This is a genomic window from Rhodococcus sp. NPDC059968 (assembly GCF_042738615.1).
In the GTDB taxonomy this organism is placed as follows: Bacteria; Actinomycetota; Actinomycetes; order Mycobacteriales; family Mycobacteriaceae; genus Rhodococcus_F.
Map to the genome: position 1 here is coordinate 61,737 of NZ_JBHWUE010000044.1, position 24,428 is coordinate 86,164.

General features: G+C 67.2%; 25 protein-coding genes, 1 pseudogene and 1 riboswitch. Of the genes and pseudogenes, 12 read left to right on the forward strand and 14 right to left on the reverse strand.

Going from position 1 to position 24,428, the window contains the following annotated elements:
• Positions 1 to 10: 10 nt before the first annotated feature.
• From ACFWAY_RS29840 to ACFWAY_RS29850, 3 genes are read left to right on the forward strand one after another with little or no spacing between them, the layout of a single operon-like run.
• On the forward strand, positions 11 to 616 hold the full coding sequence (locus ACFWAY_RS29840) for a pentapeptide repeat-containing protein (protein WP_378452025.1): 606 nt from the start codon (positions 11 to 13) through the stop codon (positions 614 to 616).
• Positions 617 to 649: 33 nt separating this feature from the next.
• Complete coding sequence (locus tag ACFWAY_RS29845; RefSeq protein ID WP_378452026.1) at positions 650 to 1,510, forward strand: bifunctional methylenetetrahydrofolate dehydrogenase/methenyltetrahydrofolate cyclohydrolase; 861 nt, start codon at positions 650 to 652, stop codon at positions 1,508 to 1,510.
• A gap of 1 nt (position 1,511) precedes the next feature.
• On the forward strand, positions 1,512 to 1,796 hold the full coding sequence (locus ACFWAY_RS29850) for a DUF3017 domain-containing protein (protein ID WP_378513103.1): 285 nt from the start codon (positions 1,512 to 1,514) through the stop codon (positions 1,794 to 1,796).
• Positions 1,797 to 1,827: 31 nt separating this feature from the next.
• Here ACFWAY_RS29850 and ACFWAY_RS29855 read toward each other — a convergent pair whose 3' ends face one another.
• The gene (locus tag ACFWAY_RS29855) at positions 1,828 to 2,952 is read right to left on the reverse strand and encodes a homoserine O-acetyltransferase (protein WP_378513091.1); all 1,125 of its coding nucleotides are present in this window, start codon (positions 2,950 to 2,952) and stop codon (positions 1,828 to 1,830) included.
• Positions 2,949 to 4,232 carry a bifunctional o-acetylhomoserine/o-acetylserine sulfhydrylase gene (locus ACFWAY_RS29860; RefSeq protein ID WP_378452028.1) on the reverse strand — a complete coding sequence of 428 codons (1,284 nt, stop codon included), beginning with the start codon at positions 4,230 to 4,232 and terminating at the stop codon, positions 2,949 to 2,951. Before ACFWAY_RS29860 ends, ACFWAY_RS29855 begins: the two co-directional genes overlap by 4 nt.
• 117 nt (positions 4,233 to 4,349) lie before the next feature.
• Positions 4,350 to 4,470, reverse strand: a riboswitch (SAM riboswitch).
• A 274-nt stretch (positions 4,471 to 4,744) separates the two neighbouring features.
• On the opposite strand from ACFWAY_RS29860, the gene ACFWAY_RS29865 reads away from it, so the two are divergent.
• The 5 genes from ACFWAY_RS29865 (at position 4,745) to yhjD (ending at position 10,364) form a co-directional block, all read left to right on the forward strand.
• Positions 4,745 to 5,968: an NADP-dependent isocitrate dehydrogenase gene (locus tag ACFWAY_RS29865; protein WP_378513092.1), complete on the forward strand. Its 1,224-nt coding sequence runs from the start codon at positions 4,745 to 4,747 to the stop codon at positions 5,966 to 5,968.
• A gap of 200 nt (positions 5,969 to 6,168) precedes the next feature.
• Positions 6,169 to 7,392, forward strand: a complete 1,224-nt coding sequence (locus ACFWAY_RS29870) for an MFS transporter (RefSeq protein WP_378513093.1) — start codon at positions 6,169 to 6,171, stop codon at positions 7,390 to 7,392.
• Positions 7,393 to 7,427: 35 nt separating this feature from the next.
• Complete coding sequence (locus tag ACFWAY_RS29875) at positions 7,428 to 8,234, forward strand: exodeoxyribonuclease III (protein ID WP_378452031.1); 807 nt, start codon at positions 7,428 to 7,430, stop codon at positions 8,232 to 8,234.
• A 52-nt stretch (positions 8,235 to 8,286) separates the two neighbouring features.
• Positions 8,287 to 9,321: a tryptophan--tRNA ligase gene (gene trpS, locus ACFWAY_RS29880; RefSeq protein WP_378513094.1), complete on the forward strand. Its 1,035-nt coding sequence runs from the start codon at positions 8,287 to 8,289 to the stop codon at positions 9,319 to 9,321.
• Positions 9,322 to 9,332: 11 nt separating this feature from the next.
• Positions 9,333 to 10,364 (forward strand): inner membrane protein YhjD, encoded by a 1,032-nt coding sequence (gene yhjD, locus ACFWAY_RS29885; protein WP_378452033.1) that lies wholly within the window; start codon positions 9,333 to 9,335, stop codon positions 10,362 to 10,364.
• 18 nt (positions 10,365 to 10,382) lie between these two features.
• Here yhjD and ACFWAY_RS29890 read toward each other — a convergent pair whose 3' ends face one another.
• The 6 genes from ACFWAY_RS29890 to sdhC all read right to left on the reverse strand — a co-directional run bounded on the left by ACFWAY_RS29890 (position 10,383) and on the right by sdhC (position 16,328).
• The gene (locus ACFWAY_RS29890) at positions 10,383 to 11,663 is read right to left on the reverse strand and encodes a serine hydrolase (protein ID WP_378513095.1); all 1,281 of its coding nucleotides are present in this window, start codon (positions 11,661 to 11,663) and stop codon (positions 10,383 to 10,385) included.
• Between the two features lie 119 nt (positions 11,664 to 11,782).
• Positions 11,783 to 12,778, reverse strand: coding sequence for a malate dehydrogenase (locus tag ACFWAY_RS29895; protein ID WP_378452035.1), 996 nt, complete (start codon positions 12,776 to 12,778; stop codon positions 11,783 to 11,785).
• Positions 12,779 to 12,932: 154 nt separating this feature from the next.
• Complete coding sequence (locus tag ACFWAY_RS29900) at positions 12,933 to 13,712, reverse strand: succinate dehydrogenase iron-sulfur subunit (protein ID WP_378452036.1); 780 nt, start codon at positions 13,710 to 13,712, stop codon at positions 12,933 to 12,935.
• Positions 13,712 to 15,463 (reverse strand): succinate dehydrogenase flavoprotein subunit, encoded by a 1,752-nt coding sequence (gene sdhA, locus ACFWAY_RS29905; RefSeq protein WP_378452037.1) that lies wholly within the window; start codon positions 15,461 to 15,463, stop codon positions 13,712 to 13,714. The genes ACFWAY_RS29900 and sdhA overlap by 1 nt, the downstream gene beginning before the upstream one ends.
• Positions 15,464 to 15,478: 15 nt before the next feature.
• Positions 15,479 to 15,922: a succinate dehydrogenase hydrophobic membrane anchor subunit gene (locus ACFWAY_RS29910; protein ID WP_378452038.1), complete on the reverse strand. Its 444-nt coding sequence runs from the start codon at positions 15,920 to 15,922 to the stop codon at positions 15,479 to 15,481.
• A gap of 1 nt (position 15,923) precedes the next feature.
• Positions 15,924 to 16,328 (reverse strand): succinate dehydrogenase, cytochrome b556 subunit, encoded by a 405-nt coding sequence (gene sdhC, locus ACFWAY_RS29915; protein ID WP_005239889.1) that lies wholly within the window; start codon positions 16,326 to 16,328, stop codon positions 15,924 to 15,926.
• A gap of 255 nt (positions 16,329 to 16,583) precedes the next feature.
• On the opposite strand from sdhC, the gene ACFWAY_RS29920 reads away from it, so the two are divergent.
• Genes ACFWAY_RS29920 through ACFWAY_RS29930 form a run of 3 tightly spaced genes read left to right on the forward strand, consistent with a single transcriptional unit; the run spans position 16,584 to position 19,371 of the window.
• Positions 16,584 to 16,988 carry a cytidine deaminase gene (locus ACFWAY_RS29920; protein WP_283333030.1) on the forward strand — a complete coding sequence of 135 codons (405 nt, stop codon included), beginning with the start codon at positions 16,584 to 16,586 and terminating at the stop codon, positions 16,986 to 16,988.
• Positions 16,981 to 18,276, forward strand: a complete 1,296-nt coding sequence (locus tag ACFWAY_RS29925) for a thymidine phosphorylase (RefSeq protein WP_378513096.1) — start codon at positions 16,981 to 16,983, stop codon at positions 18,274 to 18,276. Before ACFWAY_RS29920 ends, ACFWAY_RS29925 begins: the two co-directional genes overlap by 8 nt.
• Before the next feature lie 9 nt (positions 18,277 to 18,285).
• On the forward strand, positions 18,286 to 19,371 hold the full coding sequence (locus ACFWAY_RS29930) for an adenosine deaminase (protein WP_378452040.1): 1,086 nt from the start codon (positions 18,286 to 18,288) through the stop codon (positions 19,369 to 19,371).
• Between the two features lie 19 nt (positions 19,372 to 19,390).
• Here the strand turns inward: ACFWAY_RS29930 and ACFWAY_RS29935 are convergent, their stop codons facing one another.
• On the reverse strand, positions 19,391 to 20,641 hold the full coding sequence (locus tag ACFWAY_RS29935) for a primosomal protein (protein ID WP_378513097.1): 1,251 nt from the start codon (positions 20,639 to 20,641) through the stop codon (positions 19,391 to 19,393).
• Positions 20,642 to 20,820: 179 nt separating this feature from the next.
• On the opposite strand from ACFWAY_RS29935, the gene ACFWAY_RS29940 reads away from it, so the two are divergent.
• Complete coding sequence (locus tag ACFWAY_RS29940) at positions 20,821 to 22,122, forward strand: M23 family metallopeptidase (protein WP_378513098.1); 1,302 nt, start codon at positions 20,821 to 20,823, stop codon at positions 22,120 to 22,122.
• Between the two features lie 3 nt (positions 22,123 to 22,125).
• Here the strand turns inward: ACFWAY_RS29940 and ACFWAY_RS29945 are convergent, their stop codons facing one another.
• The 5 genes and pseudogenes from ACFWAY_RS29945 to ACFWAY_RS29965 all read right to left on the reverse strand — a co-directional run bounded on the left by ACFWAY_RS29945 (position 22,126) and on the right by ACFWAY_RS29965 (position 24,383).
• On the reverse strand, positions 22,126 to 22,431 hold the full coding sequence (locus tag ACFWAY_RS29945) for a YbaB/EbfC family nucleoid-associated protein (RefSeq protein ID WP_378513099.1): 306 nt from the start codon (positions 22,429 to 22,431) through the stop codon (positions 22,126 to 22,128).
• Positions 22,428 to 22,715 (reverse strand): annotated as a pseudogene (locus ACFWAY_RS29950) (hypothetical protein); the annotation flags it as partial. The gene ACFWAY_RS29945 and the pseudogene ACFWAY_RS29950, both read right to left, overlap by 4 nt.
• 49 nt (positions 22,716 to 22,764) lie before the next feature.
• Positions 22,765 to 23,271 carry a hypothetical protein gene (locus tag ACFWAY_RS29955; protein ID WP_378513100.1) on the reverse strand — a complete coding sequence of 169 codons (507 nt, stop codon included), beginning with the start codon at positions 23,269 to 23,271 and terminating at the stop codon, positions 22,765 to 22,767.
• Positions 23,272 to 23,361: 90 nt separating this feature from the next.
• The gene (locus ACFWAY_RS29960) at positions 23,362 to 23,670 is read right to left on the reverse strand and encodes a type VII secretion target (RefSeq protein ID WP_378513101.1); all 309 of its coding nucleotides are present in this window, start codon (positions 23,668 to 23,670) and stop codon (positions 23,362 to 23,364) included.
• Complete coding sequence (locus ACFWAY_RS29965) at positions 23,667 to 24,383, reverse strand: RNA-guided endonuclease InsQ/TnpB family protein (protein ID WP_378513104.1); 717 nt, start codon at positions 24,381 to 24,383, stop codon at positions 23,667 to 23,669. The genes ACFWAY_RS29960 and ACFWAY_RS29965 overlap by 4 nt, the downstream gene beginning before the upstream one ends.
• Between the last annotated feature and the right edge of the window lie 45 nt (positions 24,384 to 24,428).

Below are 24,428 nucleotides of genomic sequence, written 5' to 3' on the forward strand. Positions count from 1 at the left end.
TGATGGACGCATGGATCCGGTAGAAGAGGTGGTGGGTGAGGACTACGGCGACGCACGACTCCCCGCGCAGAACTGGCAGCGGCGGCACTACACGAAATGCAACTTCCGCGACGCCGATCTGAGTGAGCTCCGCACCGAGTCGGTGATCTTCACCGAATGCGATTTCACGGGCGCCGACCTCGCCGAGTCGCATCACGTGGGGACGGCGTTCCGCTCGTGCTCGTTCACCAGAACGACGCTGTGGCACAGCGAGTTCCGTAACTGCAGCTTCCTCGGGTCGGAGTTCGACAACTGCCGGCTGCGCCCGATGGTCTTCGAGGAATGTGATTTCACGCTCGCGTCGCTCGGCGGCGCGGACCTGCGCGGACTCGATTTCACCGACTGCCGGTTCCGCGAAGCCAACCTCGTGCGCACGGACCTCCGCCGGGCTGTGCTCCGCTCGGCGGACCTGTTCGGCGCCCGCACCGGCGGCGCGAAATTCGACGGCGCGGACCTGCGCGGGGCCCACGTCGACGCGAACCTGTGGACCGCGGTCTCGCTGGACAAGACACAGATCGAACTCACCCAGGCCATCGCGTACGCGACGGCCAACGGGCTCGTGGTGGAACCGACCTGACGCGTGTATGGCGAACCTGAGAGAATGGGGCACGTGACTGCAACGATCCTCGATGGCAAGGCGACCCGCGACGAGATTTTCGAAGACCTGAAGGTGCGGGTGAGCGCCCTGAAGGACAAGGGCATCACGCCCGGTCTCGGCACCGTTCTGGTGGGGGACGACCCGGGGTCGGCCGCCTACGTGCGCGGGAAGCACAACGACTGCGCGAAGGTCGGGATCACCTCGATCCGCCGCGACCTGCCCGGCGACATCACGCAGGAGAAGCTCGACGCCACCATCGACGAGCTCAACGCCAACCCGGAGTGCACCGGCTACATCGTGCAGCTTCCGCTGCCGAAGCAGCTCGACGAGAACGCCGCCCTCGAGCGCATCGACCCCGACAAGGACGCCGACGGCCTGCACCCCGTCAACCTGGGCCGGTTGGTGCTGGGCAAGGAAGCGCCGCTGCCGTGCACGCCGCGCGGAATCCTGCACCTGCTGCGCCGGTACGAGGTCCCGATCGAGGGGGCGCACGTCGTCGTCATCGGTCGCGGTGTCACCGTGGGCCGCCCGATCGGTCTGCTGTTCACCCGGCGAAGCGAGAACGCCACCGTCACCCTCTGCCACACCCGTACACGGGACCTCGGAGCGGAGGTCCGGCGCGCCGACATCGTCATCGCCGCGGCGGGTGTTCCCGGGCTGGTCACGGCCGACATGGTCAAGCCCGGCGCCGCGGTGCTCGACGTGGGCGTGAGCCGCACCGCGGACGGACTGCGCGGCGACGTGGCGGCGGACGTCGCCGATGTCGCCGGCTTCCTGTCCCCGAACCCCGGTGGCGTCGGGCCGCTCACCCGTGCCTTCCTGCTGACCAACGTCGTGGAGCGGGCCGAGCGTGTCGCAGCGTCTCTCGGCTGAGATGGCCGACTGGGGGCAGTTCGCGAAGAAGAACCTGCCGATGCTCGCAGTCCTCGTCGTCATCATGGTGGCCGTCGTGTTCGTGCTCGCGGATCGGTGGCGACGAGGGGCGTTCGTGTTCGGCGTCGCCACGCTGCTGGCGGCGGTCTTCCGGTTGATCATGCCGTCGGAGCGCGTCGGACTGCTCGCGGTGCGCAGCAAGCCTTTCGACGTGGGCGCGCTCGTGGCCGTCGGGGGCGCGATCGTGTGGCTGGCCGTGTCGATCGACCCGCTCGGAACCGACTAGCGGTCCGAGCGGGCGTCGTCCGGCGCCGGTGTCAGCGCCCGGCGCGTGCCAACTGCATCGTCTCGGAGAGCAGTTTCGCGACGGCGGCGGCCTCGGTGAGGAACCCGTCGTGGCCGTCCCGTGAGTTGAGCACCCGCAGACCGTCGCAGGTGGGGATGTCGTCGGCCAGATCCTCCTGCAGGCGGATCGGGTACAGACGGTCGGAGTCGACGCCGCCCACGATGACGGGTGCGGTGATCGCCCCCAGCGCCGCGGCGATGCCACCGCGACCGCGGCCCACGTCGTGCCGATTCATGGACTCGGACAGCAGCACGTACGTGCTCGGGTCGAATCTGCCGACCAGCTTGTCGGCCTGGTGCTGGAGGTAGCTCTCGACGGAGTACCGGCCTCCGCGCGACGGGTCCTCGCCGTCCTGCGGCGAGTTCGCGAACCGGGAGTCGAGTTCACTCTCGCTGCGGTACGTCAGGTGCGCGATCCGGCGGGCGATGCGCAGTCCGGCCCGGGGAATCCGGCCGGTGCCGTGATAGTCGCCGCCCTGCCAGTCGGGGTCGCTGGTGATGGCCGCGATCTGGGTGGTCTGCGTGCCGATCTGGTCGGCGGTCGCGCGGGCGCCGACCGCGAGAACGAGCGCCGACGCCACCTGGTCCGGGTAGGTGACCGCCCACTCGAGCGCGCGCATTCCGCCCATCGAACCGCCGACGACGGACGCCAGCTTGTCGATGCCCAGCAGGTCGGTGAACTTCTTCTCGGCCGCGATCTGGTCGCGGATGGAGATCTCCGGGAAACGGCTGCCCCACGGGCGTCCGTCCTCGGCGATCGAACCGGGACCGGTGGTGCCGCGGCAGCCACCGAGGACGTTGGTCGCGACGACGCACCACTCGTCAGTGTCGATCGGCGCACCTGGTCCGACCATTCCCGTCCACCAGCCGGGGGAGGGATGTTCGTCGGAGACCGGTCCGGTGACGTGGGAGTCGCCGGTGAGGGCGTGCTCGACGAGCACCACGTTGTCCCGGTTCGGGGACAGCTCTCCCCATCGCTGCATGGCGAGGGACACCGACGGGATCACTTCTCCGCTCTCGAGCTCGAGTGATCCGATGTCGATGGTGCCGAGACGTCCGTCCGCCACGGGCAGGTTCTGTACAGCGCTCACGGTCAAGATGCCGCCGCCGTAAGTCCGGTCTCGATATCGGCGATGATGTCGTCGATCCCTTCGATGCCGACAGCCAGGCGGACCAGTCCGGGGGTGACGCCGCTGGCGGCCTGCTCCTCGGGGGTCAGCTGGGCGTGTGTGGTGGACGCGGGGTGGATCACCAGCGAGCGGACGTCGCCGATGTTCGCGACGTGACTGTGCAGGGTGAGCGCGTTGACGAACTTCTTGCCCGCTTCGATGCCGCCGGCGAGTTCGAACGTCACGATGGCGCCCGCCCCCCTCGGTGCGATCTGCTTCGCACGGTCGTGCCAGGGCGAGGACGCGAGTCCGGCGTATCCGACGGACACGATCTCCGGCCGCGCCTCGAGGTACTCGGCGACGGCGGTCGCGTTCGACACGTGGCGTTCCATCCGCAGGCTGAGGGTCTCGATGCCCTGCGAGATGAGGAACGCGTTGAACGGGGAGATCGCCGACCCGAGGTCGCGCAGCAGCTGTACGCGCGCCTTGAGGGCGAACGCGGGCGGTCCGAGTTCGGAGAAGACGACGCCGTGGTAGCTCGGGTCGGGGGTGGTGAAGCCCGGGTGGCGGCCCTGGGTCCAGTCGAATGTGCCGCCGTCGACGATGACACCGGCGATCGCCGTGCCGTGGCCGCCGAGGTACTTGGTGGCCGAGTGCACCACGATGTCCGCGCCGTGCTCGAGGGGGCGGATCAGGTAGGGGGTGGCCACCGTGTTGTCGACGATCAGCGGGAGTCCGTGCTGATGCGCGATCCCGGAGATGCCGGGCAGGTCGAGGACGTCGTTGCGGGGATTGGAGATGGTCTCGCCGTAGAACGCCTTCGTGTTGTCCCGGACCGCGTCCTTCCACTGCTCGAGGTCGTCGGGGTCTTCGACGAACGAGACCTCGATGCCGAGCTTGGGCAGCGTGTAGTGGAAGAGGTTGTAGGTGCCGCCGTACAGCCGCGGGCTGGAGACGATGTGGTCGCCTGCCTGGGCGAGGTTCAGGATCGCGATCGTCTCGGCGGCCTGTCCGGAGGACAGCAGCAGTGCGGCGACGCCGCCTTCGAGGGCGGCGATGCGCTGCTCGACCGCGTCCTGTGTGGGGTTCATGATGCGGGTGTAAATGTTGCCCGGCTCGGCCAGACCGAACAGCGCGGCAGCGTGATCGGTGCTGTCGAACGTGTACGAGGTGGTCTGGTAGATCGGCAGCGCCCGCGCCTTGGTGGTCGCGTCGGACGTCTGCCCGGCGTGGATCTGCTTGGTCTCGAACGACCAGTTCTCGGTCATGTGCTGTCTACTCCAGTGGTCTGACGAGGCGCGGACGGAGTGCTGGTGCGTTCGCGCGCAGGGCTTGTCTGGGGTCTATCTACGACAACAACAACACATCATGAACCTCCGATGTCGGACCCGCGCTTGTCACCCGACTGTTGTATGAATCAGGGAACCAGGTCATCACCCGGGGCACCCCACCGCGGTGGAGGGTTGCCGGCCAGCTAGCCGGGGCTCGTTGCTGGCACTCATGACCTGCAGTGAATCTTAGCGGCTGGGGTGGAACGACCGGAAACGGCACCGATCAGGGCCACTAGCAGGGAAAAGTTACCCGCGGGTAGGGGTGGGGTTGCGTGCCCCACGTGTTGCGAGCGTGGCGCATAGCAGTACGCTTGTCTTGTTTAGGTGCGGTCTCCCAGCGGCCGCCTTGACCGTCTACGTTTGATAAGCGAACCGTTCGCGGACCCACTCACAAAGTGCGCCCGCAACCGTGTAACCAGGGAAACTTCCTAGGAGGACGCGAAGCACCCATGTCCAAAATCAAGGTTGAGGGCACCGTCGTCGAACTCGACGGCGACGAGATGACACGCATTATCTGGCAGTTCATCAAAGACAAACTGATCCATCCTTACCTGGATGTGAATCTCGAGTATTACGATCTCGGCATCGAGTACCGGGACGAGACCGACGACCAGGTGACCGTCGACGCGGCCAACGCCATCAAGAAGCACGGCGTCGGCGTCAAGTGCGCGACCATCACCCCGGACGAGGCACGCGTCGAGGAGTTCGGCCTCAAGAAGATGTGGCGGTCGCCCAACGGGACCATCCGCAACATCCTCGGTGGGACGATCTTCCGCGCGCCGATCATCATCTCCAACGTTCCGCGACTGGTTCCGGGCTGGACCAAGCCGATCATCATCGGCCGTCACGCCTTCGGTGACCAGTACCGCGCCACCGACTTCAAGGTCCCCGGCCCCGGCAAGGTGATGATCACCTACACGCCCGAGGACGGCAGCGAGCCGATCGAGCACGAGCTGGTGAACTTCCCCGAGGGCGGCGGCGTCGTCCAGGGTCAGTACAACTTCACCAAGTCCATCGAGGACTTCGCGCGCGCCTCGCTCAACTACGGCCTGCAGCAGAACTACCCGGTGTACCTGTCGACCAAGAACACCATCCTCAAGGCGTACGACGGCGCATTCAAGGACATCTTCCAGCACGTCTACGAGACCGAGTTCAAGTCGGAGTTCGACGCGGCAGGTCTCACCTACGAGCACCGCCTCATCGACGACATGGTCGCGTCGGCGCTCAAGTGGGAGGGCGGCTACGTCTGGGCCTGCAAGAACTACGACGGCGACGTCCAGTCCGACACCGTCGCGCAGGGCTTCGGATCACTCGGTCTCATGACCTCCGTGCTGCTGACCCCGGACGGAAGGACGTGTGAGGCCGAGGCCGCACACGGCACCGTGACGCGTCACTTCCGTCAGCACCAGCAGGGCAAGCCGACGTCCACCAACCCCATCGCGTCGATCTTCGCGTGGACCCGTGGACTCGAGCACCGCGGCAAGCTGGACAACACCCCCGACGTCATCGGCTTCGCCCAGAAGCTCGAAGACGTGGTCATCAAGACCGTCGAGGGTGGCCAGATGACCAAGGATCTCGCGATGCTGGTCGGTGGCGACCAGGGCTACCTGACCACCGAGGAGTTCCTCGGTGCGCTGGACATCAACCTCCAGAAGGCGATCGCCGAGCAGTAGGCACCGAGCCACAGCGATATGAACGGGACGTCCCCTGATGGGGGCGTCCCGTTCGGCGTCTCCGGGGCCCGGTGAGTCATCTCACGGTCGCTCGATGCGCGAAAAGCGGGATCCGGGGAAGAGAATTTCGATGTGGGTCGTTGCGCAACGAGGCGCCGTGCGCCGCGTAGCCGTTTCTCTGCCTAGTCGAAAGTTCTGCTGTGAGCACCTCCACCCCCGTCCGCCCCGAGCACCTCGGTGTCATCGCGCAACATCCGTCCGTCCGCAAGCTCGCCATGATCGCGCTCGCGCTCGGTGGCTTCGGGATCGGGACCACCGAGTTCGTGGCGATGGGGCTGCTGCCCGAGATGGCGTCGAGCCTCGGGATCACCGAGCCGACGGCCGGGCACGTCATCTCGGCGTACGCGCTGGGTGTGGTCGTGGGCGCGCCACTCATCGCCGCACTGACCGCGCGGGTGCCCCGTAAGACGCTGCTGATCGCGTTGATGGCGGCGTTCACGATCGGCAACGCCGCCACCGTGTTCGCACCGAACTACGGCGTGCTGATGGCCGCGCGGTTCGTCGCGGGCCTCCCGCACGGCGCCTACTTCGGTGTCGCGGCCCTCGTGGCGGCGCACCTCGCGGACCGCGGCCAGCGGGCCAGGGCGGTCGCTCTCGTCATGATGGGACTGTCGGTGGCCAACGTCGTCGGCGTGCCCGTCGCCTCGTGGCTGGGCCAGACGCTCGGCTGGCGCAGCGCCTTCGCGCTCGTGGCCGTGATCGGTGTGGTGACACTGGGCGCGATCTGGTCGTGGGTGCCCACGCTCGCCGCCATGCGGATGTCGAATCCCCTCACCGAACTCGGTGCCCTGCGCCGAGCACAGGTGTGGATGACGCTGATCATCGGCATGGTCGGGTTCGGTGGCATGTTCGCCGTCTACACCTACATCAGCACCACACTCACCGATGTCGCCGGGCTGTCGCGGTCGCTGGTGCCGCTCGCCCTGATGATCTACGGGCTGGGCATGGTCGCGGGCAATCTGATCGGCGGCCGCCTCGCCGACCGGGCGCTGATTCCCGGTCTGTTCGTATCGATGACGGCGCTCGGGGTGTTGCTCGGCATCTTCGTGATCGCCTCCCACAACCCGTACACGGCGCTGCTGCTGGTGTTCTTCGTCGGTGCGGCGGGTGCGTCGATGGTTCCCGGACTGCAGACCCGGCTGATGGACGTCGCCGCCGACGCCCAGACCCTCGCCGCCTCGCTCAACCATGCGGCCCTCAACATCGCGAACGCGTTCGGGGCGTGGATCGGTGGTGTCGTGATCGCGGCCGGCTGCGGCTACACGGCGCCCGCCGCGGTCGGTGCGCTGCTCGCGGTGGCGGGTCTCGTGGTCCTCACCGTGGCCGTCGCGATGGAACGCCGCAGCGCCCGTTCGTCTCGGTAGCCGCGCTGTCGTAGGCGTCCGCTACGGTGCTTGCCGTGCCACACATCATCACCACCGTCAATGTCAACGGCGTTCGCGCCGCCGCCCGCAAGGGGCTCACCGAGTGGATCGAGCGCACGGAGGCCGACGTCGTGTGTCTGCAGGAGACGCGGGCGTCCGACGAGCAGTTGGCGGAGACCCTCGCGCCCGCCCTGGAGGGCGGATGGAACCTGGTGTCCGCGGAGCCGTCGTCGAAGGGGCGCAACGGCGTCGCGATCGTGTCCCGGAAGCCGGCCGACGCCTTCCGTGTCGGCCACGGTGACGACGAGTTCGCGACCGCGGGCCGCTACCTCGAGGCCGACTTCGACGACCTGACCGTGGCGAGCCTGTACCTGCCGTCCGGGGAGGCCCAGACACCCCGGCAGGAGGAGAAGGAGCGGTTCATGGACTCTTTCGCCCGGTACCTCACCGACACCGCAGCGGCCGCCGTCACTGCGGGCCGGCACGTCGTGGTCTGCGGCGACTGGAACATCGCTCACACCGAGCACGACCTGAAGAACTGGAAGACCAACAAGAAGAACTCCGGTTTTCTCCCGAACGAGCGGGAGTGGCTCGGAGCCCTGTTCGCCGAGGACGCGCACTGGACCGACGTGGTCCGTCAGCTCAATCCCGACGTCGCCGGACCGTACTCGTGGTGGTCGTACCGTGGGAAGGCGTTCGACAACGACTCCGGCTGGCGCATCGACTACCAGATCGCCACCCGGGAACTGGCGGAGCGGGCCAAGCAGGCCGTCGTCGAGCGCGCCGAAACCTACGACCAGCGGTGGTCCGATCACGCGCCGGTCACCGTCCAGTACCGGTGACGGTCGGTATCTGATTCGTGTCGACAGGGCGCACGTGAAAAGATCAGTACTCATGTCGACCCCTGCAGCTCAGAAACCCACCGCAAAACCGCGGGTGCTCTCCGGCATCCAGCCCACCGCCGACTCGTTCCACCTCGGCAACTTCCTGGGTGCTCTACAGCAATGGGTGGCGCTGCAGGACGACTTCGACGCGTTCTACTTCATCCCCGACCTCCACGCGATCACGGTGGCGCAGGACCCGAAGGAGCTGCGCCGTCGCACGAAGATCGCGGCGGCGCAGCTGCTGGCGCTCGGAATCGACCCCGACCGCGCCACGCTGTTCGTGCAGAGCCAGGTGCCCGAGCACGCGCAGCTGGCGTGGGTTCTCAACTGCATCACCGGTTTCGGTGAAGCCAGCCGGATGACGCAATTCAAGGACAAGTCGGCCAAACAGGGCAGTGAGAACGCGAGCGTCGGCCTGTTCACGTATCCGGTGCTGATGGCTGCCGACATCCTGCTCTACCGCCCGCAGCGGGTCCCCGTCGGCGAGGACCAGCGTCAGCACCTCGAACTGGCCCGCGATCTCGCCCAGCGGTTCAACACCCGGTTCGGGAAGGCGTTCGTGATTCCCGAGGCCCAGATCATCAAGGGCACCGCCAAGATCTACGACCTGCAGGACCCGACGTCGAAGATGAGCAAGTCCGGCCCGAGCCCTGCCGGGATGATCAACCTCCTCGACGACCCCAAGGTGTCGGCGAAGAAGATCAAGTCCGCGGTCACCGACAACGAGCGGGAGATCCGCTACGACCCGCAGGCCAAGCCCGGTGTGAGCAACCTGCTCACCATCCAGTCCGCGCTCTCCGGCACTCCGGTCGAGACGTTGGTGGCCGGATACGAGGGCAAGGGGTACGGCGACCTGAAAACCGATACGGCCGATGTCCTCGCCGAATTCGTGACACCGTTGAAAGCGAAGGTCGAGGGGTACCTCTCTGACGAGGCCGAACTCGATCGGGTCATCGCCGCCGGTGCCCACCGCGCCCGTGAGGTGTCGTCGCAAACTCTGGCGGCCGTGTACGAGAAAGTTGGGTTTCTGACACCGAAGGGATGAGCAGCGAAGGGATGAGCACTGTGGCTGACGAACCGAGTTTTCTCGACAGGCAGCGGGCAGCGCGCCCCTGGTTCGACCATCTGATGCGGGCCGCGCAGCGGTACCAGCAGCAGAAGGGCGACTATTACGCGGCGGGAATCACGTATTTCAGTGTGCTCGCGCTGATTCCGATCCTGATGGTCGCGTTCGCCATCGCGGGTTTCGTCCTCGCCGGTCAGCCGGAGTTGCTGCAGGAACTGCAGGACGGCATCACCAAGAACGTTCCCGGAAGTCTGGGTGACACTCTCAACACCGTCATCGATTCGGCGATTGCCTCCCGTGCCAGCGTCGGTGTTCTCGGTCTGCTCGGTGCCGCTTACGCGGGGCTCGGGTGGATGGCGAACCTGCGCGACGCGCTGACGGCGATGTGGGAGAGCCAGCGCGAGTCGAAGGGATTCGTGCGTACCAAACTGGGCGACGCGGCCGCTCTGCTCAGTCTGGGTCTGGCGATGGTGGTCTCCCTCGGCGCCTCCGCGCTGAGCAGCGGTCCCGTGGCCCGAACGGTGGTCGAGTGGTTGAACCTCGACGACGTTCCGGGGATCGACTCCGGGTTGCGCGCACTGTCGACCCTGGTATCGCTTCTCGCGACGTGGGCGGTGTTCACCTGGGTGATCGCGCGGCTGCCCCGAGAACCCGTGACGTTCCGCAGTGCACTCAAGGCGGCGCTGCTCGCGGCCGTGGTGTTCGAGATCTTCAAGCAGGTCGGTGCCATCTACCTCTCGGCCGTCACCGCGGGTCCCGCCGGTGTGGCGTTCGGTCCGATCATCGGTCTGCTCGTGTTCATCTACCTGACGTGCCGGATGCTGCTCTTCTCGACGGCGTGGGCCGCGACCACCCGCGCCAGCCTCGCGCTCGCCTTTGTGCCGCCGCCGGATCCGGCCGTCATCACCCCGCGGATCGAGGTGCACGAGGGTCCGGGTGTGCGTGGGGGGCTCGCCCTGGTCGGCGTGGGCGCCGTCGCCGCGCTCGGGTTGTCCGGACTGTTCACCCGCAACAAGCGCTGAGCCGGGCGCCGCTGCCCGTCAGCGCCTGCGGGACAGCCGGCGCGCGCAGAGCACTAGCACGAGGACGACGGCCGCCCCGACGATCCCCACACCCGCCCGCAGAGCCAGTGTGTTGTCGGGGTGGTCGGAACCCGACGCGACGACGGAACTCGTCGCGGCCGCCGAATCCTGTTGCGGCGGTGCGGCAAGCACCGCGTCGGAACCCTCGTCGGCCGGATACAGGTCCTCGAGTGACCCCACCTGGGCGTCGCGGTCGAGGGCGAAACCGTAGTCCAGCAGTCGTGCCGCCTGCTCCCACGGTCGGATCGGCTGGGCCTCGGCGCCCATCAACGTCACCATCAGGCGGCGACCGTCGTGATCGGCGCCGCCGACGTACGTGTGGCGGGCGTCGTCGGTGAATCCGGTCTTACCGCCCAGCGCGCCTGCGTAGTTGTAGAGCAGCTGATTGTCGTTGGCCAGTGCGAACGGGGGCCGGTCCTGGTCGTCCGGGATCGCCGGATCCTTCGGGAAACCCGGGAACTGCACCGTCTCGGTGGAGATCAGCTCCGCGAACGTCGGGTTCTTCATCGCGGTGTGGAAGATGAGCGCGAGGTCGAACGGTGAGCTGCTCATGCCGGGGCCGTCGAGCCCCGACGGGGTCGCGGTCCTCGTGTCGTGCGCGCCGAGGGTGTCGGCGAGGTGGTTCATCTTGTCGACCGTGGCGGCATCGCCGCCGAGTTGCCGGGCGAGGACGTGGGCGGCGTCGTTCCCCGACGCCATCACCAGGCCCTGCATCAGCTGCCGGTTCGTGTATTGACCGTTCTTGCCGATCCCGACCGCGCTGCCCTCCACCGCGGCGTCCTCGGCGGTGGCGGTCACGGTCTTGTCGAGATCCAGTTCGTCGAGCGCCACGAGAGCCAGCAGCATCTTGATGGTGCTCGCCGGCCGGTAGCGGCCGTGCGGGTCCTTCGCCGCGAGCACGTCGCCGGTGTCGATGTCCGCGACCACCCAGCCGGACGCCGCGATGTCGGCGGGCAGCGCGGGCGCGTCGTCGGGAAGGCTCACCCCGCACTCGGCCAGCTTCGGCCCACCCACCGGCTCGTCGGGCACCGCCACGGCGCTCGGTGTCGGATCACCCGGCTGGGGTACCTCGGACAGGTCGATCGCAGGCGCCGGGGCCGCCCTGTTGGGGCAGTTGTCGGTGTTCGGGGTGGTGAACGGTGCGGAGGTGGGGGAGGAGGGCACTGCAGGCGGAATCGCCCCGGCAGCACTCACCGAGAGTCCGGCCAGCAGGGTTCCGGACACGACCGCGGTACACACTCGACGCCACATCATCGAAGAGGCAGCGTATGCGACGACCGGTCGACTTCCGAAAACGGACGCGTGTCGACACGCTTTCGTGACGTCGTCGCGACCGTTTTGGAAGAGGGAACCGTGGATCAGATGAAACCCATGCCCCGGACGGCGTCGCGTTCGGATTCGAGTTCCGCGACCGACGCGTCGATCCGCTTCCGCGAGAAGTCGTCGATCTCCAGCCCGTCCACGATCTGCCACGAGCCGTCGACCGAGCGGACCGGGAACGAGCTCACCAGTCCCTCCGGTACGCCGTATACGCCGGTGGAGGACAGCGCCACGGACGTCCAGTCGTCCGCGGGGGTGCCGAGCACCCAGTCGTGCACGTGGTCGATCGCGGCGTTGGCGGCGGAGGCCGCGGAGGATGCGCCGCGAGCCTCGATGATCGCACTGCCCCGGTTCGCGACCGTGGGAATGAAGTCGCCGGTGAGCCATTCGCGGTCGGCGGCGAACTCGGCACCGGACCGGTCACCGACCCTCGCATGGAAGATGTCGGGGTACTGGGTGCTCGAGTGGTTGCCCCAGATCGCGACGCGGTTGATGTCCTTCACCGCGGCACCGGAGTGCCGTGCCAGCTGGGCGATCGCGCGATTGTGGTCGAGCCGCGTCAGCGCCGTGAACCGCTCCGCCGGGATGTCGGGGGCGTTGTTCGCGGCGACCAGCGCGTTGGTGTTGGCCGGGTTGCCCACGACCAGCACCCGGACTCCGTCCGCGGCAACCTGGTTGATCGCGCGACCCTGCACGGTGAAGATCTGCCCGTTCGCAGCCAGGAGGTCGCCGCGTTCCATGCCCTTGGACCGGGGACGTGATCCGATGAGGAGCGCCACGTCGGTGCCGTCGAAGCCGCGCTTCGGGTCGTCGTGGACCTCGACGTCGCGGAGCAGCGGGAAGGCGCTGTCGTCGAGCTCCATCGCGGTACCTTCGGCCGCGGACACGGCGGACGGAATCTCCAAGAGCCGCAGCCGAATCGGGGTGTCGGGTCCGAGCATCTCGCCTGCGGCGATCCGGAACAGCGCCGCGTAGCCGATGCTGCCTGCCGCTCCGGTGACCGTGACCACTGCGGGACTGGGCGACTGCGCCATGGGTGAACCTCGCTGTCCGTCGGGAGCATCTGTTCTCGACACTAGCGCGGAGATTTCACCGTGGGACCGCTCGAGCAGTGAGGTTGGACACGACGCAGGGCGCCCCCGACCGGTGTGGTCGGGGGCGCCCCGGGACGTGCTCGGCAGACCTGGGTCAGCGTGCGAAGAGCAGCGCGCGCTTGACTTCCTGGATCGCCTTCGTCACCTGGATGCCACGGGGGCACGCGTCGGTGCAGTTGAACGTGGTCCGGCAACGCCAGACACCGTCCTTGTCGTTGAGGATGTCGAGACGCTCCGACGCACCCTCGTCACGGCTGTCGAAGATGAACCGGTGAGCGTTGACGATGGCAGCGGGACCGAAGTAGCTGCCGTCGCTCCAGTACACCGGGCACGACGTGGTGCAGCAGGCACACAGGATGCACTTGGTGGTGTCGTCGAAACGTGCCCGGTCGTGCTGCGACTGGATGCGCTCACGGGTGGGCTCGTTGCCGGTGGTGATGAGGAACGGCTTCACGGCGCGGAACGCGTCGAAGAAGGGCTCCATGTCGACGACGAGGTCCTTCTCCACCGGCAGGCCCTTGATGGGCTCGATGGTGATCGTGACCGGCTTGCCGTCCTTGGGCAGCATGTCCTTCATGAGGAGCTTGCAGGCAAGACGGTTGACGCCGTTGATCCGCATCGCGTCCGAACCGCACACGCCGTGGGCGCAGCTGCGGCGGAACGTCAGGGTGCCGTCGAGGTAGCCCTTCACGTACAGGAGCAGGTTCAGCATGCGGTCCGTCGGCAGAGCCGGAACCTGGAAGCTGTCCCAGTGCTGGCCCTCGCCGGACTCCGGGTTCATCCGCGCGATCTTGAGGGTGACCATGACGGCGCCCTCGGGCACGGGAGGGAGATCCGACTTGTTCTCGCTCTTGTCGACTGCAGGTGCGCTCATCAGTACTTACGCTCCATCGGCTCGTAGCGGGTCTGGACTACCGGCTTGTAGTCGAGACGGATGTCGGAGAGCAGGCCGTCGCCCTCCTTGTATGCCATCGTGTGCTTCATGTACTCGGCGTCGTTGCGGTCCGGGTAGTCTTCGCGGGCGTGGCCGCCGCGCGATTCCTTGCGGTTCAGCGCGCCGACGACGGTGACCTCCGCCATTTCGAGGAGGAAGCCAAGCTCGACGGCCTCGAGCAGGTCGCTGTTGTAGCGCTTGCCCTTGTCCTGCACCGTGATGTGGTTGTAGCGCTCCTTGAGTGCGCGCACGTCCTCGAGGGCCTGGGTGAGGCGCTCTTCGGTACGGAACACCGAGGCGTTGTTGTCCATGGACTGCTGCAGCTCGCTGCGGATGTCCGCGACACGCTCGTGACCGTGGTCCGACAGGATGGTGGCCATCCAGTCGTCGACCATCTTCTCGGGCGTCTCGGGCAGGGCGACGAAGTCGCTCTTGTTGGCGTGCTCGGCGGCGGCGATGCCGGCGCGGCGTCCGAAGACGTTGATGTCGAGCAGCGAGTTGGTGCCCAGACGGTTCGCGCCGTGTACGGAGACGCAGGCGCACTCGCCGGCGGCGTACAGGCCCTGGACGATCTCGTCGTTGTTGCGCAGGACCTCACCGTTGATCCTGGTGGGGATGCCGCCCATGACGTAGTGGCAGGTGGGGTACACCGGCACGGGTTCCTTGACCGGGTCCACACCGAGGTAGGTGCGGGAGAACTCCATGATGTCGGGGAGCTTCTCGTCGAGGACTTCCTCGGGGATGTGGGTCACGTCGATGTAGACGTAGTCCTTGTTCGGTCCCGCGCCGCGTCCCTCGAGGACCTCGAGGACCATCGACCGCGCGACGATGTCACGGGGTGCGAGGTCCTTGATGGTGGGGGCGTAGCGCTCCATGAACCGTTCGCCGTCGGCGTTACGGAGGATGCCGCCCTCACCGCGCACGGCCTCGGAGATGAGGATGCCGAGCCCGGCCAGGCCTGTGGGATGGAACTGGTGGAACTCCATGTCCTCCAGCGGAAGGCCCTTGCGGAAGATGATGCCCATGCCGTCACCGGTGAGGGTGTGCGCGTTGGACGTCGTTTTGTACATGCGCCCCGAGCCGCCGGTGGCGAACACGATGGACTTCGCGTGGAAGACGTGGATCTCGCCGGTGGCCAGCTCGTAGGCGATGACACCGGTGGCGACCGGGCCGTTCTCCGTCTCGGTGATCGCGATGTCGAGGGCGTAGAACTCGTTGAAGAACTCGACGTCGTGCTTGACGCAGTTCTGGTAGAGCGTCTGCAGGATCATGTGGCCGGTGCGGTCCGCGGCATAACATGCGCGGCGCACGGGGGCCTTACCGTGATCGCGGGTGTGACCACCGAAACGACGCTGGTCGATCTTGCCCTCGGGCGTGCGGTTGAACGGCAGACCCATCTTCTCGAGGTCGAGCACCGCGTCGATGGCCTCCTTGGCCATGATCTCGACGGCGTCCTGGTCGGCGAGGTAGTCACCGCCCTTGACCGTGTCGAAGGTGTGCCATTCCCAGTTGTCTTCCTCCACGTTCGCCAGCGCGGCACACATGCCGCCCTGGGCCGCGCCGGTGTGGCTGCGGGTGGGGTAGAGCTTGGTCAGTACCGCGGTGCGGGCGCGGGGACCGGCCTCGATCGCTGCGCGCATGCCGGCGCCGCCGGCACCGACGATGACCACGTCATAACGGTGTTCCTGCATGAAGTCTGTGCTCCCCTAGCTCGCCGAGATATTGGGGTCGAAGGTGAAGATGACGTACGTGCCGAGGCCCATGATCAGGATCATCGAGAGAACGAGGATCGTGGTCAGCCAGAAGCGCGTGGAGTCCTTGCGGGAGTAGTCCGCGATGACCGTGCGGAGTCCGTTTCCGCCGTGCAGCTGCGCAAGCCACAGCATGGTGAGGTCCCAGAACTGCCAGAACGGGCTGGACCAGCGGCCTGCGACGAACGCGAAGTTGATGCGGTGCACACCGTTGTCGAGCATCAGCATGATGAAGAGGTGGCCGAGCACGAGGAAGATCAGTGCGAGTCCGGAGAACCGCATGAACAGCCAGGCGTACAGCTCGAAGTTGTTCTTCGAGGTCCGGCGCGGAGAGCGCGGGTTGTCCAGGCTGGCGGGACGGTCGTAGGTCTTGCCGAGACTCTTGGCTTCTGTCGTCATGTCAGTGCCCCGCAAACATGTTGTAGAAGATGCGGCCGGCGCCCGGGATCATCACCAGGAACCAGATCGCGAGGATTACCCAGAGCATGAGGCGCTGGTACTGCGGTCCCTTGGACCAGAAGTCCACCAGCATCACCCGGACGCCGTTCAGTGCGTGGTACAGCACCGCGGCGACGAGAGCGAGCTCCATGAGCCCGACGATCGGGTTCTTGTAGGTCTCGATGACACTGTCGTACGTGTCGGGATTCACGCGCACCAGCGCGGTATCCAGCACGTGCACGAATAGGAAGAAGAACGTCATTACGCCTGTGATCCGGTGCAAAACCCAGGACCACATTCCGGGGTCGCCCCGGTAAAGCGACCGTGTGCGCTCCTTGGCCGGAGCGGCTTCAGTCGTAGTACTCATCGAGTGCTGTGCCTCCAACGTCATTGGTGGACGTGTCGAGTCTGCGCAGCGTTGCGGACATACCACAACTGGGGACCCGACGTGATCCTGAACCGACTTCTCTGAACTCTAAACCCAACGGAAACGGGGGAACTAATTCGAGTCGGGGTTCGTACGCCCCCTGCAAATGAAGTTAGGTTTGCCTTTCCAATGCGAATTGGGCCGTCCCGGGCGAATCTCTGCATCCATTCAGCCCACATGATTGGATGGGAAACTATGGTCGAGATCGATTGGAAACTGTTGCGCGCCAACGCGCATGAGGTGATGGGTCGGGCCTACGCGCCCTACTCCGGCTTCGCGGTGGGAGCGGCGGCGCTGGTGGATGATGGGCGAATCGTCGTCGGATGCAATGTGGAAAATGTCTCATACGGTTTGGGGCTGTGCGCCGAGTGCGTACTGGTCGGTAACTTATTTGCGGGCGGCGGAGGGCGATTAATCGCCTTCACCTGCTGTGACGCGAGTGGCGACATACTCATGCCGTGCGGACGCTGCCGGCAGATTCTCTTCGAGCACGGCGGCCCCGGACTGCTCGTCGACCACCGGGCCGGCGTGCGCCCATTGGAACAGCTGCTGCCGGACGCTTTCGGTCCGGAGGAGAAGGGGAGAATCAGTCATGCATAACGCCTCGTCGATCATCGCCGCCAAGCGCGACGGCAGAGAACTGTCCGGTGCAGAGATCGACTGGGTGGTCGAGGCATTCACCCGGGGGGTCGTGGCCGACGAGCAGATGTCGGCGCTGGCCATGGCGATCTACTTCCGCGGGATGACCCGCGAGGAGGTGAGCCGCTGGACCACGGCGATGATCTCGTCCGGTCGCCGCCTCGACTTCACCCACCTCGGCCGTCCCACCGTGGACAAGCACTCGACGGGCGGTGTGGGCGACAAGATCACGCTCCCGCTCGCCCCCCTGGTCGCCGCGTGCGGCGCCGCGGTGCCGCAACTGTCGGGACGTGGGCTGGGTCACACCGGCGGAACCCTCGACAAGCTCGAGTCGATCCCGGGCTGGCGCGCCGACCTCGACACCTCCGAGATGGCCGAGATCCTGTCCGATCCCGCCGTCGGAGCCGTCGTGTGCGCCGCGGGCTCGGACCTGGCGCCGGCGGACCGGCGGTTGTATGCGCTCCGCGACGTCACCGGGACGGTCGAGTCGATTCCCCTGATCGCCAGCTCGATCATGAGCAAGAAGATCGCCGAGGGCACCGGCGCGCTCGTGCTCGACGTCAAGGTCGGGTCGGGCGCGTTCATGAAGAAGCTCGACGACGCTCGGGAGCTCGCCCAGACGATGGTCGACCTCGGGAGCGACGCCGGAGTGCGGACGATGGCGTTGCTCACGGCGATGGACGCGCCACTCGGCCACACGGCGGGCAACGCGCTGGAGGTGCGGGAATCGCTGGAGGTGCTCGCCGGGGGCGGCCCGTCCGACGTCGTCGAACTGACCCTCGAGCTCGCGCGAGAAATGTTGAAGGCAGCCGGAATCGACGGTGTCGACCCGGCCGACAAACTGCGGGACGGATCCGCCATGGACCGCTGGCGGAAGATGATCGCCGCCCAGGGCGGCGACCCCTACGCGCCGCTGCCGACGGCCCGGCACACCGAGGTGCTGCTTTCAGAGTCGGACGGGGTGGTGTGCGGTCTGGACGCCATGGCGGTCGGGCTCGCCGCATGGCGGCTCGGCGCGGGTCGGGCGCGACAGGGCGAGCCGGTGCAGGCGGGGGCGGGTATCGAGTTGCACGCGAAGCCGGGGGAGACGGTGTCGGTGGGCACCCCGCTCGTCACGCTGCACACCGACACGCCCGAACGGTTCGCGGCGGCGAAAGCCGCACTTTCCGAAGCCTGGACGGTCGTGGCCGACGCGCCGTCGGTGACCACGCCGCTCGTCATCGAGCGGATAGAGGATCCCTCGCGCTAACGTCGACGCATGACCGCACTGGATCTGTCGGCCCTGCGCCGAGCGCCGAAGGTGTTGCTGCACGACCATCTCGACGGAGGTCTCCGGCCCGAGACGGTTCTCGAACTCGCCCGCGACTGCGGCTACGACGCGCTGCCCGCCGACACCGCGCCCGCGCTGGCCACGTGGTTCCGGGAGGCCGCCGACAGCGGTTCGCTCGAGAGATACCTCGAGACGTTCGCCCACACCGTGGCGGTCATGCAGACACCCGCCGGGCTCGAACGCGTCGCCCGTGAATGCGCCGAGGACCTCGCCGACGACGGCGTGGTCTACGCCGAGGTCAGGTTCGCACCGGAGCAGCACCTCGAAGAGGGGCTGACCCTGGACGAGGTGGTGGAACAGGTCCTGCTGGGATTCGAGGCCGGGGAGTCGGCGGCGGAGGTGCGCGGTCAGAGCATCCGGATCGGCGTTCTGCTCACCGCGATGCGGCACGCGGCGCGGTCCCGGGAGATCGCGGAGCTGGCGATCCGGTTCCGGGACCGCGGCGTCGTCGGTTTCGACATCGCGGGCGCCGAGGCCGGGAATCCGCCCAGTCGCCACCTCGACGCCTTCGAGTACATGCGGGGCAGCAATGCACACTTCACCATTCACGCGGGTGAGGCGTTCGGTTTGCCGTCCATTCACGAGGCCATCGCGTTCTGCGGGACGGACCGGCTCGGGCACGGGGTCCGGATCACCGATGACATCACGATCGGCGACGACGGCGTCCCGGTGCTGGGCAAGCTCGCGAACTATGTGCGGGACAAAAGGATTCCCCTGGAACTGTGTCCCAGTTCCAACGTCCAGACCGGGGCCGTGGACGCACTCGAGAACCATCCGTTCGACCTGCTCGCCCGGCTGCGGTTCCGCGTGACCGTCAACACCGACAACCGGCTGATGAGCGACACCAGCATGAGCCAGGAGATGCTCCGCCTCGTCGAGACGTTCGGTTACGGCTGGACGGATCTCGAGCGTTACACCATCAACGCCATGAAATCGGCCTTCATCCCGTTCGATCAGCGGCTGCAGCTGATCGACGAGGTGATCAAGCCGGGATTCGCCGTGCTGGTGGGCTGAGCGCCCCGAGGGCAGGCGCTCAGACCTTCCGCAGGCGGGCCTCGAACTCCCGCTCGAGTGTCCGCCACGCCTCGGCCTCGGCGTCGAACGGTGCGCTGGGCGCCATCCGCGTCGGATCCGGGTTGAGGACGAACGAGACGTACCACCCCAGCGGCTCGGACGTCGCGAGTCCGGTTTCCACCGAATCGTCGTCGGCGAAATCTGCTGCATCGGTGAACAATTCGACGGCGAGGTCGAGCTGGTCCGCGTCGACGGACTCCGGGCCTGCGGCCAGGTCGTCGGCGAGACCGGGCAGGACGTACACGTTTTCGTCGGTGACCTCGACCTCGAGCGATCCGTCGACGGCCGCCACCTGGATCTCCTCGTACGTGCTCACCTGCGCGAGGGCGTGCTCGTGGTTGTCGGCGAGGTAGCGGCCCAACGCGCGTTCGGACGTGAAGACGAAGATCGCACCGTCGCGTCCGAGGAAGATCGCGTCGTCGTCGAGGTAGCAGCGAAGCGTGAAGTAGGTCTCCCCGGACGTGATGATCTTGACGGGGTCGACACCCACCGCACCCCAGAACGAGTCGTCCTCCTCCTCGTCCTCGTCCTCGGTGTCGAGGTCGAGCGCGACGAACTCCTCGTCTTCCTCCGCCTCGTCGGCCACATCGTCCACGTCGACGGTGTTCTCGTCGGCGGCCACCAGTTCGGCCTCGGCGACGGCTACGGCCGCGGCGTCCACCTCGGGGGTGGCGACGATGTTGTCGACGGCATCGAGGACGTCATCCCAGCCCTTCGCGATGGCGGTGCCGATCTGGGCCCACAGCTCCTCGCCCTCGCGGCCCTCGAATGCGCTGGCGCCTGCGGGGAGCGCGCCGAGAATGGGGTTCGCGTTGAAGAACTTGGTGACCACGTCCAGTTCGCAGACCTCACCGATGTTGCGCACCATGTTGAGCGTGTCTTCGAGTTCGCTCACGACGAGAGCCTCGGGGTCGCTCGCCGCCAGCTCCGGGACACCGATCAGATCGAAGCAGAAGTTCTCGTCGGGCTCGAGTTCGGCGGCGGACAGTCCGGACACCACACTCCAGGCGGGGTGCTCGACGAGATCGTTGTCGGTGTTCGTGCGGATGAAGGCAGCGAGTTCTGCCACTGATTCGAACCCGTAGAGGTCTTCCTCGTGACCAAGGAATGCTTCCCACTCGTCGTCGCCCTCACGCCACCGTGGTGCCCACAGTGTCACGAGGTCGCCGTCGGTGAGACCGAGTTCGATCGGGACGATGTCTCCAGCCATGGCGCGAAGCCTATCGACCCCGCGGCCAAAGTTGTACCCGGGCTGTCTGCGGACCGTTTCCGGCGCCCGTCGCCGCCGTGTCACAGCAGGCGTGACGTAGTCGGCCAAACGGGGCGAACGGCGCGTATCGGAGATCTACCATGACTTTCACTGTGCGTCGAGTCGTTCGAGGAGAGTGCATGTTCCGGATCGCTGATGTGACTGGAAGACCCCGACGGCGACGGTCGTTCGTCTCCTCGATCGCGGTGCTGGGGATGTGCGCGGCGACGGTCGCGTGCGGCTCGTCGGGCGCCTCCGGGTCGGAATCGCCGGACTGGGGGACCGAATGGTCCAGTGCCGAACGGCTGTCGTCGACCGCTGAGCTCGACGGTCCCTCACCCGTCGCGCTGTCCATTCCGTTCGCCCCGTCCCCCGTCACCGCGACGGACGGTCGCAACCATCTGACGTTCGAGGTCCACGTGACGAACACCGCGGCCGTTCCACTGGTCGTGCAGCGGGTGCAGATCGACTCGGCCGACGGAGCGGACGGCGTCCTGGCGAACTACGAGGGCGAGTCGGTCGCCGCGAACATGAACCTCGTGGGTGACAACGCGACCCCGACCGATCGCCTGCAACCGGCCCAGCTCGGTGTCTTCTTCGTCGATGTCGCCATGGACGAGGCGACCCCGGTGCCGGAAGGGGTGCAGGCGACGGTCTCGGTCCGCGCGCTGGGGACGCCGCCGCCGGATCAGCCGATTCCCGGCCTCGCCGGCATGGTCGACGAATCCGGCGGTCCCGTACCTGCCACCCTCGACACGTCGGTGACCGTCCCGGTCTTCGAGGGGACGGTCCCGGTGATCGGCCCGCCGCTCCGTGGGGACGGGTGGGCGGCGATGGAAGGCTGCTGCGCCGACAACACCCATCATCGCCGCGGCGTCTGGTCGGTCGACGGACGCCTACTGAACTTCGAACGCTATGCGATCGACTTCCTGGGGGTGGACCGCGAGGGTTTCGCGTACCGGGGCGACAACACCAAGGAGAACTACGTCGGGTACCGGGCCGATGTGCTCGCGGTGGCCGACGCGGAGGTCGTTTCGGTCCTCGACGGCCAGGTGGAGAACGTGATCGGGGAACCGCAGCCCGAGCGCAACCTCACCGAGGCGACCGGCAACCACATCGTCCTGGACCTCGGGAACGGTGTGTACGCGTTCTACGGCCACTTCGTGCCGGGCAGTATCTCGGTGAAGGAGGGCGATCACGTCGAGAAGGGAGCGGTGATGGGTCAACTCGGCAACAGCGGTCAGTCGACGGCGCCGCACCTGCACTTCCATTTGATGGACAACACGAATCCCGCGTTGGCCGAGAGCGTGCCGTTCGAGTTCGACGCGTTCGACCTGGCTGGGCACGCGACGCTCGAGGACGTCACGTACCTGCCCGCTCCTGAACCCCGCACCGACGAGATGCCGCTCAGCCAGACGGTCGTCGACTTCGCCGGGGAGTGAGGGTCACACCTTCCCGAACCCGTCCTGCAGCGTCGTCATGACACGGGTGCGCTGTTCGGTGGCGAGCCGGGCGGCCTCCTGGGTGGTGCTCGTGATCATCGTCGCGAGAGTGCGGGCGTCGAGCGTCGAGATGGAGTCGTCCATCCAGAGACCGGTCAGCGTGCCGTTCCCGCCGACTTCGGCCGTGACCTGATCGGACTCGCTCGATGCGCGCGCCGTGATCGCCTGAAGCCCGGCGAGGGCCTCCTCGAGCAGATTGACCTGTTCGGTGGCCCGCCCGACGATCGCGTCCATGTCGTGTTCGCTCACAGGGGTCTCATCCAGCTCGTCGGGGTGGGTTCTTCCTCGTCCTCGATCGCCCGCGCGGCGGCGACGTCGGCGCGGGTGGGCAGACCGAGCTTGTCGAGGATCTCGGCGGGCATGCCGTCACGGGCGAGTTCGTCGCGTCGCCGCGCCCCGGCCTCCATGGCCGAGCGCTGACAGAGCGTCAGGATCTCGTCCGCGAGCCGCTGACCGCCGTACCGGAGTTCGCGCGGATCGATGCGGAGTTCGAGCGGCAGGCCCTGCTCGGTGGTCCGATGCTCGTCAGTCCCGACATCGGTGACGCGCCCGACGAACTCGCGAACCCGGACGCCGCGCGGCTTACCGCCTCCGAGCCCGCGGGTGCGACGGGGCCGCGGAGGCTGGCACCGTGCTCGCCGCGGACGTGCTCGCGGGTGCGGTGGCAGCGGGCGCGGCCGAGATGTGCTCGGCCGGTGTGACGGCGACCATCCTGCCGGTCTGCTCTCCGAGTTCGGCCCGCACCTTCGCGACGACCGCGGTGGCTCTGCCGAGGTGGTCGAGTGCCATTGCCTGACCGGGCGGGGTGGCCAGGGCGGGTCCGGCCGCGACCGCGAGGGAGATGAACGACTGCAGGATCTCCTGTAGCCGCAGCATTCCGGCCCGGACGATCTCGGAGGCCTCGGCGACGACGGCCGCCATGTCGTTGCCGCGATCGGAGACCGCGACCGCCGCCCGCTGTGTCTCCTCGGTCTTCACAATCGCCCCGGTGCCGCCCCTGCCCTGCCAGTCGCCATAGACGGAGCTGATGCCGGTGCGCTCCGGTGTCGTGCACGGCGTCGATGGCGACCGAGGACGCGCGCAGGGCATCGGCCGGTCCGCGGGCGGAGAGGACACCGCTGCCGAACGCCCCGAGCAGATCGAGGATCGGTCGGCTGAGGAGATCGATGGGGATCATGGTCAGGCCTCCAGCCCGACCGCGTCCGCGGCGAGCGCGGCCGTGGTGGCAGCCTCGGTGCCCTCGTATGCGGCGGCGTTCGCGAGGGCGGTCGCGCTGATCCCGCCGAGCACGCCGGACAGTTTCTCGATGGAAGCCAGGTGCGCGGCATGCGCCGTGGCGAACGCGGCGACGAAGTCTCCGCCGATCACCCCGAAGACCGGTCCGAGCAGGAGCGGCCCCGCGGCAGCGGCCCCGGGCCCCGCGGCGTGCATCTCCGCTGACATGGTCGCGGCCGTGGCCGCGCGATACTCGCGGTATCCGCCGTTCATGCTGAGTGTTGTCTAGTGCACTCGGCATGAGTGGCCGGGTTACCCCGGTCACGTTCACCATCCGGTGGTGTTCCCGCAGCGATACCGTCTGCCCGCCGGGCGGCGGGTCTTATGGTTGGTTTCTGTCGGGCGTCTTTTACGTCTCGTCCGCAACTCGCCGAAGACGTACCACCGTCACCAGCTGCGAGGGCAGCGAGGTTGAGGGCGGCGTTGTGATCACGATCCGCGCGGAATTCGCACGCATCGCAGGTGAACACCCGAACTTTCAGGGGCAGTTTGGTTTTCACTACCTGACAGTTCGAGCAGGTCTTACTCGACGGATACCACCGGTTTGCCACGTGCAGTCCGGTGCCGGCCCACTCGGTCTTGTAGGTCAGTTGTCGCCGAATCTCGGCGAGCGCCGCATCACCGAGGGCCCGATTCAATCCGCGTTTGTAGGCGCCACCGGAACGTGTCATTCCGGCAATGTTGAGGTCTTCGACGACGACGGTGTCGAAGTCCCGGACCAGTCGGGTGGTGAGTTTGTGCAGGTGATCGCGGCGCGCGTCGGCGATGCGGGTGTGTACCGCCCGGATCTGTTCCTGGGTGCGCAGCCACCGCCGTGACGGCTCCTGGGCGGTGCGACGATCCGGGCCGACCCGCCGCGATGCGCGGCGCCCCAGGCGACGCAATCTCTTCGCGTGCTTGCGGGCGTGTTTCGGGTTCTCGATCATCTCCCCCGTCGAGAGGACCGCGAGGTGTTTGACCCCCACATCGAC

Excerpts from the sequence above, each read along its gene's own strand:
- ACFWAY_RS29840 (WP_378452025.1), top strand. The coding sequence starts at position 11 with ATGGATCCGGTAGAAGAGGTGGTGGGTGAGGACTACGGCGACGCACGA.
- ACFWAY_RS29850 (WP_378513103.1), top strand. The coding sequence starts at position 1,512 with ATGGCCGACTGGGGGCAGTTCGCGAAGAAGAACCTGCCGATGCTCGCA.
- ACFWAY_RS29860 (WP_378452028.1), bottom strand. The coding sequence starts at position 4,232 with ATGACCGAGAACTGGTCGTTCGAGACCAAGCAGATCCACGCCGGGCAG.
- ACFWAY_RS29865 (WP_378513092.1), top strand. The coding sequence starts at position 4,745 with ATGTCCAAAATCAAGGTTGAGGGCACCGTCGTCGAACTCGACGGCGAC.
- trpS (WP_378513094.1), top strand. The coding sequence starts at position 8,287 with ATGTCGACCCCTGCAGCTCAGAAACCCACCGCAAAACCGCGGGTGCTC.
- yhjD (WP_378452033.1), top strand. The coding sequence starts at position 9,333 with ATGAGCACTGTGGCTGACGAACCGAGTTTTCTCGACAGGCAGCGGGCA.
- ACFWAY_RS29895 (WP_378452035.1), bottom strand. The coding sequence starts at position 12,778 with ATGGCGCAGTCGCCCAGTCCCGCAGTGGTCACGGTCACCGGAGCGGCA.
- ACFWAY_RS29900 (WP_378452036.1), bottom strand. The coding sequence starts at position 13,712 with ATGAGCGCACCTGCAGTCGACAAGAGCGAGAACAAGTCGGATCTCCCT.
- sdhA (WP_378452037.1), bottom strand. The coding sequence starts at position 15,463 with ATGCAGGAACACCGTTATGACGTGGTCATCGTCGGTGCCGGCGGCGCC.
- ACFWAY_RS29910 (WP_378452038.1), bottom strand. The coding sequence starts at position 15,922 with ATGACGACAGAAGCCAAGAGTCTCGGCAAGACCTACGACCGTCCCGCC.
- sdhC (WP_005239889.1), bottom strand. The coding sequence starts at position 16,328 with ATGAGTACTACGACTGAAGCCGCTCCGGCCAAGGAGCGCACACGGTCG.
- ACFWAY_RS29920 (WP_283333030.1), top strand. The coding sequence starts at position 16,584 with ATGGTCGAGATCGATTGGAAACTGTTGCGCGCCAACGCGCATGAGGTG.
- ACFWAY_RS29925 (WP_378513096.1), top strand. The coding sequence starts at position 16,981 with ATGCATAACGCCTCGTCGATCATCGCCGCCAAGCGCGACGGCAGAGAA.
- ACFWAY_RS29930 (WP_378452040.1), top strand. The coding sequence starts at position 18,286 with ATGACCGCACTGGATCTGTCGGCCCTGCGCCGAGCGCCGAAGGTGTTG.
- ACFWAY_RS29935 (WP_378513097.1), bottom strand. The coding sequence starts at position 20,641 with ATGGCTGGAGACATCGTCCCGATCGAACTCGGTCTCACCGACGGCGAC.
- ACFWAY_RS29940 (WP_378513098.1), top strand. The coding sequence starts at position 20,821 with ATGTTCCGGATCGCTGATGTGACTGGAAGACCCCGACGGCGACGGTCG.
- ACFWAY_RS29955 (WP_378513100.1), bottom strand. The coding sequence starts at position 23,271 with ATGCCCTGCGCGCGTCCTCGGTCGCCATCGACGCCGTGCACGACACCG.
- ACFWAY_RS29960 (WP_378513101.1), bottom strand. The coding sequence starts at position 23,670 with ATGAACGGCGGATACCGCGAGTATCGCGCGGCCACGGCCGCGACCATG.
- ACFWAY_RS29965 (WP_378513104.1), bottom strand. The coding sequence starts at position 24,383 with ATGATCGAGAACCCGAAACACGCCCGCAAGCACGCGAAGAGATTGCGT.